The following is a 13,186-nucleotide window of genomic DNA, read 5'->3' as shown; positions in this document are numbered from 1 at the left end:
GCCGCCGCACCCGGCCCAGGTCCGGCTGCCGCTGGAAGCTCGCGCCCCCGTCGGTGGACACCGCCACCACCGCCGTGGAACCTCCGTCCGCCTCCAGACGGAACGCCTGCACCCACAGCCGCCCGCGCGAGTCCCGCGCCAACAGCGCCCGTGAGTACGCCGTCGCACTGTCCGCGTTGAACACCCGGACCGGCGGCTCCGGCGCCCAGGTGTCCTGGGCCTCCTGGTAGCGCCACCACTGGAACCAGACGTCGTGCCGCGACGACGCCCCCAGCGAGGGGGCCTCGTACGCATACACGAGCGCCACGTCCCGCCCCACGGCGACCAACTCCGCCCGGTCATGGTGCGAGGCATCTGGCTGGACGGAGGCGAGCTTCTGCAAGCCCTGGAACCCGTCCCCGAACCGGAACAGGTTCAACCCCTCCCCGTCCGCGCCTTGCTGCTGGATGGCCATCAGCCACGTGGGCGCGCGCCCGTTTCCCACTTCCATCCGTACCGCATGCCGGTGTGCCGGCAGCGTCAGGGCATTGCCGCCCCCCGCTGGCACCACGGGTACACCGCCCGCCGCCACCACCGTGGTCAGCAGGACCCCCACCCACGCCATCATCGTGACTCTCCCCCGTCGTCCCCACTGCCGAAGGTAGGGATGGACGGCGGGGGAGCAACGCTCCCGTCTTCACGGGAGCGCCTGCCGCCAACACTCAGCGACTACTTCGTCTTGCGGCGGCGGGGCGTGGTGCTGCCCGCATCCGGCGTGGCCATGCCCGCGTCCGCGCCCATGTCGAGCGTGCCCGCGTCCATCATGCCCGCGTCCGGCGTGGCCGAGGTCAGCGCGGGAGGCGGGTTGACGAGCTTCAGCGACGTGAGGAACGCGTCCGCCGCCGGGGCGCCCGTGTTCGGGTTGAAGAGCACCAGCAGGGTGTAGAGGCGCGGCCCCACGAGGAAGTTGCGCGCCTTGATCTCACCGGCCACCGGCGAGCTGACCGTGTAGGCCTTGCCCGGGTAGCCATCCAGGGTGATGTCCTGCTCGTCCTTGAGCGTGCCCTGGACTTCCTTCGCCAGACCGTCGCGGCCCTCGTTCAGCAGGGCCTCGGGAGGACGGCTCGCCACGAGCTTCTCCGGGTAGTCGGCGATGCTGACGGAGTAGAGGACCTCCATCGCGCGCGCCGAGTACGACGCGGTGGCCACCGTGCCGGCACCCAGCGGGACCTGCTTGCGGGCAATCTGCGGCTCCGCGGGCATGCCGATGACGAAGCCTTCCGGCGCGTCGTAGGGCTTGAACTCCGGACCGGTCGGCGCGGCGGGGCCGCCCTCGTTGGGCACATCTTCAATGGTGGAGACGGCCTGGCGACCGTCACCGCCACCGGCGGTTTCGTCGGTCTTCTGCTGGCTGGCGCACGCGCCGGCAATGAGCGCGAGGGTGGTGAGCGAGGCGAGAAGGAGGCGGGACAACGGACGCATGGGCACGCTTCCTGATGTGAAGGATGAGGGGGACACGGAATGTCCTGTCAGACGCTAGACGAAGTGCTCCGCTGCTGACTACCCGAGTTTCATCATCGCGCGACGAACTGGCCGCGCCTCCACCCCCGGAAGCGTCCGGGGGCGGACAGCGCGCCGGGGCCGGAAGGTCGGCTTTGGGAACTACTCGCCCAGGTAGGCGCGCCGGACCTCGGGGCTGTCCAGCAGCGCCTTGCCGGGCCCCGCCATCACCACCTCGCCCGTCTCCAGCACGTAGCCGTAGTGCGCGGCGTTGAGGGCCAGGTGCGCGTTCTGCTCCACCAGCAGCACGCTGACGCCGGTGGCGTTCACCTCGCGCAGCGTGCGGAAGATGGTCTCCGTCACCTGCGGCGCCAGCCCCAGCGACGGCTCGTCCAGCAGCAGCAGCTGCGGCTTGCTCAACAGCGCCCGGGCGATGGCCAGCATCTGCTGCTCGCCACCGGACAGCGTGCCCGCCAGCTGCCGCCTGCGCTCCTTGAGCACGGGGAAGAGCGTGAAGCCCTTCTCCATGTCCTGCAGCACCTGGGCGGTGTCCTTGCGCAGGTACGCCCCCAGCTCCAGGTTCTCCACCACGGTGAGGTTCGGGAAGATGCCCCGCCCCTCCGGCGCGTGCGCCATGCCGCGCGGCACCAGCTGGTGCGCCTTGAGGGACGTCGTGTCCTTGCCCTCCAGGGTGATGCGGCCCGCGGACGCCTTGAGCATGCCGCTCACCGCGCGCAGCGTGCTCGTCTTGCCCGCGCCGTTGGCGCCGATGAGGGCCACCATCTCGCCCTTGCCCACCTGCAGGGACACGCCCCGGAGCGCCTGGATGGCGCCGTAGCGCACCTGGAGGCCCTCCACCGTGAGCAGCGGCGCGAACGCGCGGCGCTCGCCCAGCACCTTCACCGGCTCGCTCACGCCGCGCCTCCGTGGGATTCCAGGTAGCTGTCGCCCAGGTACGCCTCGATGACCTTGCGGTCGCTTCTCACCGCGGCCGGAGCGCCCCGAGCGATGGTCTCGCCGTGGTCCAGCACGGTGATGGTCTCGCAGATGCCCATCACCAGCTTCATGTCGTGTTCGATGACGAGCACCCCCAGCGAGAACTCGTCGCGCAGCCTGCGGATGAGCACCATCAGGTCCGCCTTCTCGCGCGTGTTCATGCCCGCCGCGGGCTCGTCCAACAGCAGCACCCGGGGCTTCGTGCCCAGCGCGCGGGCAATCTCCAGCCGGCGCTGCTCGCCATAGGGCAGGTTCTTCGCCTCCTCGTCGCGGCGGTGCGACAGGCCCATCACCTCCAGCAGGTGCTCCGCCTGACGCGTGAGCTCCCGCTCCTCGGCCTGGAAGCCGGGGGTGAGCATCAGCGCGCGCCACCAGTCGCGGTAGTTGCGCAGCGCCGTGCCCGCCTTCGCCACCCGGCCCCGCTTCGGCGGGTGCAGGGCGCCCTGCGCGCGGCAGGCCACCTTCACGTTGTCCAGCGCGGTGAGCGCGCGGAACAGGCGGATGTTCTGGAACGTGCGCGCGAGGCCCAGGTGGTTGATCTCATGCGGCAGCCACCCGTTCACCTTCTTGCCGGCCACGCGCACCTCGCCCTCGGTGGGCTGGTACACGCCGGTGAGCACGTTGAACGCGGTGGACTTGCCCGCGCCGTTGGGCCCGATGAGGCCCAGGAGGTCCCCCTGGCGCACCGTGAGGTTGAAGTCCGTGAGGGCCTTGAGCCCCCCGAAGCGGATGCTCACCCCGACCGCCTGGAGCATGGCGGCCTGGGAGTCCACCGGAACCGCGGCGCTCATGTCAGCCCCTTCTTCTTGCGGGGAAGCCAGCGCGGCAGCACATCCCACAGCTCCCGCGTGCCGAACAGGCCCTGCGGCCGGGCCAGCATCAGGACCACCAGCAGCACGCCGTACACGGGCATGCGGATCTGATCCACCTTCTGCGCGAGGCTGCCCTCCGCGCCCATGGCGCCGAACAGCGAGCGCAGGCCCTCCGGCAGGAGCGTGAGGAAGATGGCCGCGACGATGGCGCCCGTGGTGGAGCCCAGGCCGCCCAGCACCACCATGACGACGATCTCCATGGACTTCACGAAGGTGAACGAGCCCGGGTTGATGATGGGCACGAAGTGGGCGAACAGGCCGCCCGCGATGCCCGCGAAGAACGACGAGATGACGAACGCGCGGACCTTGTAGCCCGTGGTGTCCACGCCCATGGCCTCCGCGGCGACCTCGTCCTCGCGGATGGCCCACAGGCTGCGGCCGTGGCTGGAGCCCGCGATGCGCCGGGCCACCAGCACCACCAGGAAGACCCAGAAGTACACCATGGCCACGCTGGAGTACTGCGGGATGCCCGACAGCCCCAGCGCGCGGCCGAACGCCTCCGTGTTCTGCACGAAGACGCGGATGATCTCCCCGAAGCCCAGGGTGACGATGGCCAGGTAGTCTCCGCGCAGGCGCAGGGACGGCAGCCCCACGAGGAAGCCGCACAGCGCCGCGCACACGCCGCCCGCGAGCAGCGCCTCCACGAAGAGCAGCTGGTCGCTGACCGCCACCGGCACGCCGGGGATGCCAATCTCCTTGAGCGACAGCGACGTGACGCCGGCGATGTACGCGCCCACCGCCATGAAGCCCGCGTGGCCAATGGAGAACTGGCCCGTCATGCCGTTCACGATGTTGAGGCTCACCGCGAGGATGATGTTCACCCCCACCACGGACAACAGGTACGTGGCGAAGGGGGAGGCGCCCAGCGTCCACTCGGCCAGCGCCAGCACCGGCAGCGCGAGGAGCACGGGCAGCAGGCCGCGCAGGGCCGGGGGAATGGGGCCCGTGTCGTCGGACAGGGTCGTCGCGCCAGGGGTCGCCATCAGACCTTCTCCGCCGCGACCCGGCCGAAGAGGCCGCCCGGCTTCACGAGCAGCACCAGGATGAGGAAGCCGAAGGCCACCGCGTCACGCCAGGTGCTGGCCGCGTAGCCCACGACGAACTCCTCCACCAACCCCAGCAGCAGCGCGCCCACCACCGCGCCCGGCACGTTGCCGATGCCGCCGATGACCGCCGCCACGAACGCCTTGAGGCCCACGTACAGGCCCATCAGCGGCGTCACCGACGTGTCCTTGATGGCGTAGAGCAGGCCCGCGCCCGCCGCCAGCGCGCTGGAGAGCATGAACGTCAGCGAGATGATGCGGTCGGTGGGGATGCCCATCAGCGCCGCGGTGCGGTGGTCCCAGGACACCGCGCGCATCGCCTTGCCGAAGCGCGTCCGGTACACGAGGAACTGGAGCGCCACCATCAGGCTCACCGCGATGAGGAGGCTGATGACCTGCCAGTTCCACAACACCACGTCCCGGTCGCCCAGGATGAACCACTCCGTGGGGGCGATGATCTCCGGGAAGGCCCGAGGGGAGGCGCCCGGCAGGAGCACCAGCCGGTCGAAGTGGAAGTCGAACGAGCCGCCCCGGCGGCCCGCGATGCTGAAGTCGAAGGGCCCGTCGAAGGACACGTCCAGCTGGAAGCCATAGGACAGCGCGAACGAGATGCCGATGGCGGTGATCAGCGCGGTGAGGCGCGGCTTCTCGCGCAGCGGCCGGTAGGCGAAGCGTTCAATGAGGAAGCCGAGCAGCGCGCAGCCGCCCATGGCCACCGCGAAGATGACGACCACGCCCCAGAGGGAGCGCTGCGCCTCGCGCCCGAGCGCGAAGGCGGACGCATAGCCCATGTAGACGCCGACCATCATCACGTCGCCGTGGGCGAAGTTGATGAGCTTGAGGACGCCGTACACCATCGTGTAGCCCAGGGCGACGAGGGCGTAGATGGTGCCGGAGGCCAGGCCGTTGATGAGGTGCTGGAGAAGCTGCGACATGCGCGGTGGGGGCCCCTGACTACGGGGCGATGGTGGTGACGTAGGAGGTCTTGCCGTCCGCGACCTTCAGCACCACGGCGGACTTCACCGCGTTGCGCTTCGCGTCCAGCGTGATGACGCCCGCGACGCCCGGGAAGTCCTTCGTCTGCGCGATGGCGTCGCGCAGCGCGGGGCCGCTGGTGTCCGGGGCGCGCTTGAGCGCGTCGATGGCGACGCGCGCGGCGTCGTAGGCCAGCGCCGCGAGCGCGTCCGGCACCGCACCGTTGTTGTCCGCCTTGTAGTCCGCGATGAACTTCTGCACGCGAGGATCCGGGTTGTCCGGCGAGTAGTGGTTGGAGAAGTAGCTGCCGTCGATGGCGCTGCCGCCCAGCTCGAAGAGCTTCTCGGAGTCCCAGCCGTCGCCGCCCATCAGCGGCACCTTCAGGCCCAGCTCACGCGCCTGGCGGGCGATGACGCCCACCTCGCTGTAGTAGCCCGGCACGTAGATGCCCTCCGGCTGCGTCTTCTTGATGGCGGTCAGCTGCGCGCGGTAGTCCGTGTCGCCCTGGCTGTAGCTCTCCGTGACGGTGATCTTCCCGCCCAGCTCCGCGAACTTCTGGCGGAACACCTCCGTCAGCCCGATGGAGTAGGCGCTCTTGTTGTCCTGGAGCACCGCGACCTTGTTGAGCTTGAGGTTCTCCCGCGCGAACTTCGCCATCACGAAGCCCTGGAACGGGTCGATGAAGCAGACGCGGAAGATGTAGTCGCCCTTCTCCGTCACCGTGGGGTTGGTGGACGAAGGGGTGATCATCGGAACGCCAGCCGCCTGCGCCTTCTCCGCCATCGCGAGCGAGCTGGACGACGCCACCTCGCCCAGGATGAGCACCACCTTGTCCTGGGTGATGAGGCGGGTGACGGCCTGCGCGGCCTCCTCGGGCTTGCTCTGGTCGTCGTAGACGCGGACCACCAGCTTCTTGCCCTTCACGCCACCCGCGGCATTGGCCTCCTTCAGCGCCAGCGCGATGCCATTGCGGCTGGAGATGCCGAAGGTCGCCTGGCCGCCCGTCAGCGCGCCGACCTCGCCCAGGACGATGACGTCGTTGCCCGCGGGGACGGGCCCGCCCTGCGCCGTGGCGGGCAGCTGCGCCGCCGGCTGGCTGTTGCCCTCTCCCGTGGGCTGCGTCTTCTTCTCGCAAGCGACCGCCAGGACGGCGAGCGCGGCGAGGAGCATCGGGGCAAGTCGTCGCATGCGGGGGTTCCCTCCGGGGGGAGATGACGGCAAAGCCCCGGTTTTCTAGGGGAGCCCTCCCCATGGGTCAAGCGCACAGCGTGTCCCCATGCCCGGTCCCGTCCGCCAGCAGGTGCTTCAGGAGGTCAGCCCGTCCGGGGTCCCCTCCGTCGCGGCGACGTCCGGCCCCTCCACCTGGACCCGCTCCCGGCGCAGCTGTTGACGCAGCCGGGCGTGCTCCTCGATGAAGGTCCGGGTGACCTCCACCTCCTGCCAGACGTGGGGCGTCTTGGTGAAGATGACCTGCTCCTCGCAGAGCGGGATGACGAAGCGGCCTTCCTTGAAGGCCTCCGGCTCGAAGGTCTTCGCCTCGAAGGCCCCGGGCTCCAGGTCCTCACCGTCCAGCTGCTCCACCACCAGCTCCTCGCGCCGCACCGGGATGCTGAAGTGACGCATCTCCGTGCGCACCACCTTGCGCAGGCGCACCCGGCCCGTCTCGAACACCCGCGTCTGGGGTTCGGCTTCCTCGTGCGCCAGTTCGATGACCCCGTCCTTGCGTTGCATGTGCTTTCGCTCCTGTCAGGAATGTTCCCGCCGGGAAGGCCTCTGCTCCGAGCCGGCCTCCTGGCTGCTTCCTCCGGGACGCGCACCCGGGTCCTCCTGGAACAGTGGGTCTCCTGGACCGTCGTGGACAGGGCACGGGGATGGAGCGGTGGGTCCGCACGCTTCCTCGGAGGAAGAGGTGAGGCAGAGCCCGCAAGCGCCGCCCCCCAGCAGGCGACACACCGTGCTCCCGGATCATCCGCGTCGGGGGTTTCCCCTGCCGCACCTGTCCCCACCTTCGTGGAGATGGCGAAGGCGGCACCCGCCACGTCACACCTCACCTCAATGCAGTCCACGAAGGAGCCAGCCATGTTCCAGCGCAACGACATCAGGGAAGGGATGACGGTCCGCAGCATCGACGGGGAGAAGCTCGGCAAGGTATTCGCCGTGAGTGAGGGCGAGTTCCACATCGAGAAGGGACTGTTCTTCCCCAAGGACTACCTCGTGCGCTACGCCGAGGTGAGCGACATCCGCGACGGGGAGATCATCCTCAACCACGGCAAGGAAGCCCTCAGCACCCTGTCGGATGACACGCGGATGGGGACGACGGCGGGCCTGGGCGGAGGTGCCGGCGTGGGCCCCGGCGCGGTGGGCATTCCGGCCGAGCGCACCACGGGCGGCCTGGGCGCGACGGACACCCGCATCAACGAGCGCGCCGCGATGGGCACCGACACGTCCCTGCGGGGCCGCGCGTCGGAGGACATCGCCATTCCCGTGCACCGCGAGGAGATGGATGTCGTCAAGCGCGACCAGCAGGCCGGTGAGGTCCGCGTGAAGAAGGACGTCGTCGTGGAGGAGGAGGTGGTGGACGTGCCGCTGCGCCGCGAGCGCGTGCGCGTGGAGCGCCGCGACGTGGATCCCAACCGGCCGGCCATGAACGCCTCGTTCCAGGAGGAGACCATCTCCGTCCCGCTGCGCGCCGAGCAGGCGGAGATCCACAAGCGCGCCGTCGTGGACGAGGAGGTCGTCATCCACAAGGACGCCATCGAGGAGGAGCAGCGCATCTCCGAGCCGCTGCGCCGCGAGCAGGTGGACGTGCGCACCGAGGGGAACGTGGACGAGAAGCGCGTCGGCTACAACGCGCCCTCGGATGATCCGCTGAAGCGTCGTCGCTAGGCGTGGGGAACGCTCACGCTTCGGGCCGGCGCCCGCGGCTTCAGCGCCGGTCCCCCACCCCGGGACCTGTTCCCGGAGTGGCGCGGGTCGCCGCCTCGCGCCGGTGGTCCCCGGTCTCCGCGCGCTGGAACTCCCGCAACCGGTCCGGGAAGAGCCGGGCCGTGAGCGCCGCCAGCGCCGTGTCGCGCGCGGGCGGACAGGCCGTCACCAGGCGGTCCGCCATGTGCTGGGCGGTGTCGAAGCGCGACTCGGGCGCCTTGGACAGCGCCACCGACAGCACGTTCCACACCGGCACCGGCACCTCCGGGGGCCGCAGCAGCTTCTCCTGGCAGATGGCCTTCATCGTGGCCAGCTCGTCCTCGCGCTCGAAGGCGCGGCGGCCGGTGAGGGCCTGGTACAGGATGAGGCCCATGGCGAACAGGTCGCTGCGCGCGTCCAGCCGCAGGCCCAGCGTCTGCTCCGGCGACATGTAGAGCGGCTTGCCCTTCACGATGCCCGGCAGCGTCACCGTGCGCTGCGCGCGCACCTTGGCCACGCCGAAGTCCAGCACCTTCACCTGGCCATCGAAGCCCACCATCAGGTTGTGCGGCGACAGGTCGCGGTGCACCAACTCCAGCGACGCACCGTCCTCGCCCTTGAGCGAGTGCGCGGCATGCAGCCCCTGCAACGCCTGCGACACCACGGCCGACGCCACCGCCGGCTCCAGCGGCCCCTTGAGCGCGCGCAAGAGCCGGTCCAGGTCGATGCCGTTCACCAGCTCCATGGCGATGTAGTAGGCGCCCTGCGCCTCGCCGAAGTCGTAGACGTGCACGAGGTTCGGGTGGGACAGCCGCAGGCCGATGCGCGCCTCGTCCAGGAACTGCTGCACCATCTCCGGCTGCGCCGTCAGGTGCGGCAGGATGCGCTTGAGCGCCACCAGCCGGCCCAGCCCCTCCGGCCCGCGCGTGCGCGCGATGAGCACCTGCGCCATGCCGCCCGTGCCCAACGGCTTCACGACCTCGTAGCGGCCAATGCGCCCGCGCTGGACCGGGGTGCCCTCCACGTCCAGTTCGTCCAGCCGCTCCAGCGGCCCGCGGCCGTCCGTGAGCGCCAGGAACGCCAGCACCGCCGAGTCGAGCTGTTCGCCAATCGCCGCGACGAGCCCCATCACCCGGGCGCCGCCGTCCGCGAAGTCGCCCTCCACCACCAGCCCCAGCCCGCCCAGGTTGATGCGCCCCAGGGTGAGCTGCTGGCAGAAGAGCGTGCGCCCATCGCGAAGCACCTTCGGGCCGCTCCAGTGCGCCGCCTCGAAGACGTCCGCGCCCAGCTCCCCCAGCACCCGCGTCAGCACCGGCCCGCGCGTGCCCCGCAGCGACACGAAGCCCGCTCTCGCGTGCACCATCCGGGCGCACTGCGTGAGGAACACATCCAGCCCGGTGTCGAGGTCCAGGCCCCGCTCCAGGCAGTCCTCCAGGATGTCGTCGGCCATCCGGTGCACGGCCGTCAGGCCACGCAGGAAGGCCAGCTCTTCTTCGGGGGATGGGAACTCCACGTTCCCATCAATACCCGAAAAGCCAGCGCCGTGAAGCGCCCCTGGGGTGAGGTCAGACGCGCTCGCGGTCCAGGCGCGCCGGCGTGGACAGGCGCTCCGGCAGCTCCGGGCTGGAGACGCGGGCGACGGGGTGCTCCAGCATGCCGTGCCGGTCCAGCATGTACTCCAGGTGCGCCACCCGCGCGCGCAGCCCCTCCAGCTCCCCGGCGGCCACCTGCCCCCGTGCCTGGGCCTCGCGCACGCGCAGCCACGTCTCCACCACGGGCTTGAGGGCGAAGCGCAGCGTGAGGCCGAGCAGGGGCACGCCGACGGTCATGCCGGTGACCATGATGACCATCACGGCTTCTGTGAGTTCCAAGGGGAGGCTCCGGGGAAAGAGAGGCGGACCCCCGGGCCTACGAACGACGGCGCCGGGCGATTGCGGCCCGGCGCTTTTATCGCACCGTCAGCCGGACTTGGCCTGGTCGGTGTAGATGGCGTCCGCGATGCGGTAGGCGCTGCCCTCCAGGCGCTGGAAGGCTTCGCGCAGGGCACCCGCGTCGGAGGTGTTGAGGATGGAGCGCAGGCGCTCCAGGTCCGACTTGATCTCCTCGCGGTCCTTCTCCGACAGGAGGTTGGCGTACTCCTCCAGGCTCTTCTCCGTGGTGTAGATGAGCCCGTCCGCGTTGTTGCGCAGCTCCGCCAGCTCCTTCTTCTTCTTGTCGTCCGCGGAGTGCGACTGCGCGTCGGAGATCATCAGCTGGATCTCCGCCTCCGACAGGCCGGAGTTGCCCACCACGCGCACCTGCTGCTGCTTGCCGGTGCCCAGGTCGCGCGCGCTCACGTGCACGATGCCGTTCGCGTCGATGTCGAAGGACACTTCAATCTGCGGCACGCCGCGGGGCGCGGGCGGGATGCCGACCAGTTCGAAGCGCGCGAGCGTCTTGTTGTCCGCCGCCATCTCGCGCTCGCCCTGGAGGACGTGCACGGACACGAGCGGCTGGTTGTCCACCGCGGTGGAGAACACCTGGCCCTTCTTGCAGGGGATGGTGGTGTTCTTGTCGATGATCTTCGTGAACACGCCGCCCGCGGTCTCCACGCCCAGCGACAGCGGCGTGACGTCCAGCAGGAGGACGTCCTTCACCTCGCCCTTGAGCACGCCGCCCTGGATGGCGGCGCCCACGGCGACGACCTCGTCCGGGTTAATGCCCTTGTGGGGCTCCTTGCCGAAGAACTCCTTCACCTTCTGCTGCACGCGCGGCATGCGCGTCATGCCGCCCACCAGGAGCACCTGGTTGATGGCCTGCGCGGTGACGCCCGCGTCCTTGAGGGCGATGCGGCACGGCTCGATGGAGCGGTCGATGAGGTCCGCGACGAGCGCTTCGAAGGTGGACCGGTCGATGGTCTCCGTGAGGTGCTTGGGGCCGGACGCGTCCGCGGTGATGAAGGGGAGGTTCACCTCCGTCTCTGGGGCGCTGGACAGCTCGTGCTTGGCGCGCTCGGCGGCTTCCTTCAGGCGCTGGAGCGCCATCCGGTCCTTGCGCAGGTCCATGCCGTTGTTGCCTTCGGCGAAGCGCTTGGCCAGGTAGTCGATGAGGCGCTGGTCGAAGTCCTCACCGCCGAGGAACGTGTCGCCGTTGGTGCTCTTCACCTCGAAGACGCCGGCGTTGAGCTCCAGGATGGAGATATCGAACGTGCCGCCGCCCAGGTCGTAGACGGCGATGCGCTCCGTGGCGCTGTCCTTCACCTTGTCCAGGCCGTACGCGAGCGCGGCGGCGGTGGGCTCGTTGATGATGCGCAGCACGGAGAGGCCCGCGATGCGGCCCGCGTCCTTGGTGGCCTGGCGCTGGCTGTCGTTGAAGTAGGCGGGGACGGTGATGACCGCCTCGGTGACGGGCTCGCCGAGGTAGTCCTCCGCCGTCTGCTTCATCTTCATCAGCACGATGGCGCTGACTTCCGGCGGGCTGTAGCCCTTGCCGCGGATCTCCACCCACGCGTCGCCGTTGGGGCTGGGCGCCACCTTGAAGGAGCTCACGCCAATGGCCTTGCGGGCCTCGGGCGAGTCGTACTTGCGGCCGATGAGGCGCTTGGCCGCGAAGACGGTGTTCTCCGGGTTGGTGATGGCCTGCCGCTTGGCGATCTGCCCCACCAGGCGCTCGCCGGAGTCCGTGAAGCCCACCATGGAGGGCGTGGTGCGGCTGCCCTCACTGTTGGGAATGACCACCGGCTCGCCGCCTTCCATGACGGCGACGCAGGAGTTGGTGGTGCCCAGGTCGATACCAATCACCTTCGCCATGACTACTGACTCCCCCCGGAGGAACTGTCTGAATCCGCGGGCGCCCCCGGCGCCTCGCTGCTGCCAGGCTGTGAATCCGTGCTGACGGGCGCGTCCGGGGCCTGCGCGGGCGCCGCGGCGGGCTCCGGCGCCGCGGCGGGCTCCGGCGCCCGGGCGACGACGACCATCGCGGGGCGCACCAGCCGGTCATTGAGGTGGAAGCCGCGCGCCACTTCATAGACGACGTGGCCGGACGGAACGTCCGCGGTCTCCACCTGCTGGATGGCTTCGTGCACACGCGGGTCGAAGGGCTGCCCCTTCGCGCTGAAGCCCTTCACGCCATGGCGGGCGAGCGCGTCCTCGAAGGACTTGCGCGTCATGCCCACGCCCTTCAGGAAGCTGTCGAAGTCGGTGGACTTGCTGGCGGCGTCGAGCGCGCGGTCCAGGTTGTCCATCACGGGGAGCAGGTCCTTGAGGAGCTTCTCCGCGCCGAACTTCTGGACGTCCTCCTTCTCCTTCTGCGCGCGCTTGCGGTAGTTCTCCAGGTCCGCGGCGGCGCGCAGGGCGCGCTCCTGGAAGTCCTTGGCGCGCTCGTGCGCTTCCTTCAAGCGCTCCAGCGTCTCGCGGGCCTTGGCCTGGCTGAACTCGAGCTGCGCGGTCAGCGACTCGACCTCCTGACGGAGCGCGGCCGAGTCCTCGGTGGGGGAAGGGACTTCGGGGGTGGAGGCGTTCGCGTCCGCGTCGGGGGAGGAGGCGGCGACTTCCACCTCCACCTCCGTCTCCGAGCCTGCGGTGTCCGCGTCTTCGTCCATCCGACGCTCGACGCTGCGAACCGCCTCGTCGATCACGTCCTGCCCGATGTCCGTCTGGATGCTGCCCTTGTCATGGGTGCCTGACACGGCGCGCACTATCTCACGCGTCGGGGAGCGATCCAACAGGACCTGGAGGGTGAAGGACGCCCGGCCCCTGCCGCGAGCCCTGACGCATCCATGGGCAGCGGAACTTCACGCTCCTGGCGCGGGTTTCTTGCGTCCCAGCGTTTTCTTGGAAGCCGCCTTCTTCGTGGCCTTGGCGCCCTTCGGAGCCGGGGCCGGGCTGGCGGCGGTCTTCTTGCGCCCGATGGACTCTGTCTCTTATACACCTCTGACGC

Annotated in this window: 12 protein-coding genes and 1 pseudogene; 1 reads left to right on the top strand and 12 read right to left on the bottom strand. The window is 69.9% G+C overall.

Features of this window, described 5'->3' with window-relative positions; all coding sequences use genetic code 11:
* From D7X12_RS31550 to D7X12_RS31515, 8 genes and pseudogenes are all read right to left on the bottom strand, one after another.
* A pseudogene (locus D7X12_RS31550) lies at positions 1-607 on the bottom strand (WD40/YVTN/BNR-like repeat-containing protein); the annotation flags it as partial.
* Between the two features lie 101 nt (positions 608-708).
* Positions 709-1,461, bottom strand: coding sequence for a hypothetical protein (locus tag D7X12_RS31545; protein WP_244224895.1), 753 nt, complete (start codon positions 1,459-1,461; stop codon positions 709-711).
* Positions 1,462-1,641: 180 nt separating this feature from the next.
* Complete coding sequence (locus D7X12_RS31540; RefSeq protein WP_120628949.1) at positions 1,642-2,394, bottom strand: ABC transporter ATP-binding protein; 753 nt, start codon at positions 2,392-2,394, stop codon at positions 1,642-1,644.
* On the bottom strand, positions 2,391-3,266 hold the full coding sequence (locus D7X12_RS31535) for an ABC transporter ATP-binding protein (RefSeq protein WP_120628948.1): 876 nt from the start codon (positions 3,264-3,266) through the stop codon (positions 2,391-2,393). The genes D7X12_RS31540 and D7X12_RS31535 overlap by 4 nt, the downstream gene beginning before the upstream one ends.
* Positions 3,263-4,330 (bottom strand): branched-chain amino acid ABC transporter permease, encoded by a 1,068-nt coding sequence (locus D7X12_RS31530; RefSeq protein WP_120628947.1) that lies wholly within the window; start codon positions 4,328-4,330, stop codon positions 3,263-3,265. The genes D7X12_RS31535 and D7X12_RS31530 overlap by 4 nt, the downstream gene beginning before the upstream one ends.
* Positions 4,330-5,325 (bottom strand): branched-chain amino acid ABC transporter permease, encoded by a 996-nt coding sequence (locus tag D7X12_RS31525; protein ID WP_120628946.1) that lies wholly within the window; start codon positions 5,323-5,325, stop codon positions 4,330-4,332. The genes D7X12_RS31530 and D7X12_RS31525 overlap by 1 nt, the downstream gene beginning before the upstream one ends.
* Positions 5,326-5,344: 19 nt before the next feature.
* On the bottom strand, positions 5,345-6,553 hold the full coding sequence (locus tag D7X12_RS31520) for an ABC transporter substrate-binding protein (RefSeq protein ID WP_120628945.1): 1,209 nt from the start codon (positions 6,551-6,553) through the stop codon (positions 5,345-5,347).
* Between the two features lie 117 nt (positions 6,554-6,670).
* Positions 6,671-7,096, bottom strand: a complete 426-nt coding sequence (locus tag D7X12_RS31515) for a DUF2382 domain-containing protein (RefSeq protein ID WP_120628944.1) — start codon at positions 7,094-7,096, stop codon at positions 6,671-6,673.
* A 348-nt stretch (positions 7,097-7,444) separates the two neighbouring features.
* On the opposite strand from D7X12_RS31515, the gene D7X12_RS31510 reads away from it, so the two are divergent.
* Positions 7,445-8,251, top strand: a complete 807-nt coding sequence (locus tag D7X12_RS31510; protein WP_120628952.1) for a YsnF/AvaK domain-containing protein — start codon at positions 7,445-7,447, stop codon at positions 8,249-8,251.
* 40 nt (positions 8,252-8,291) lie between these two features.
* Here the strand turns inward: D7X12_RS31510 and D7X12_RS31505 are convergent, their stop codons facing one another.
* The 4 genes from D7X12_RS31505 to grpE all read right to left on the bottom strand — a co-directional run bounded on the left by D7X12_RS31505 (position 8,292) and on the right by grpE (position 12,944).
* The gene (locus tag D7X12_RS31505; RefSeq protein WP_244224894.1) at positions 8,292-9,782 is read right to left on the bottom strand and encodes a serine/threonine-protein kinase; all 1,491 of its coding nucleotides are present in this window, start codon (positions 9,780-9,782) and stop codon (positions 8,292-8,294) included.
* A 52-nt stretch (positions 9,783-9,834) separates the two neighbouring features.
* Positions 9,835-10,140: a hypothetical protein gene (locus tag D7X12_RS31500; RefSeq protein WP_120628943.1), complete on the bottom strand. Its 306-nt coding sequence runs from the start codon at positions 10,138-10,140 to the stop codon at positions 9,835-9,837.
* 87 nt (positions 10,141-10,227) lie between these two features.
* The gene (gene dnaK, locus D7X12_RS31495; RefSeq protein WP_120628942.1) at positions 10,228-12,057 is read right to left on the bottom strand and encodes a molecular chaperone DnaK; all 1,830 of its coding nucleotides are present in this window, start codon (positions 12,055-12,057) and stop codon (positions 10,228-10,230) included.
* Positions 12,058-12,059: 2 nt separating this feature from the next.
* A complete protein-coding gene (grpE, locus tag D7X12_RS31490; protein WP_120628941.1) occupies positions 12,060-12,944 on the bottom strand; it encodes a nucleotide exchange factor GrpE in 885 nt (294 codons plus the stop codon).
* Positions 12,945-13,186: the final 242 nt, after the last annotated feature.

It is taken from the genome of Corallococcus sicarius (assembly GCF_003611735.1).
In the GTDB taxonomy this organism is placed as follows: Bacteria; Myxococcota; Myxococcia; order Myxococcales; family Myxococcaceae; genus Corallococcus; species Corallococcus sicarius.
Note: the sequence above shows the minus strand (reverse complement) of the source record. Positions and strands in the feature narration are given on the sequence as shown.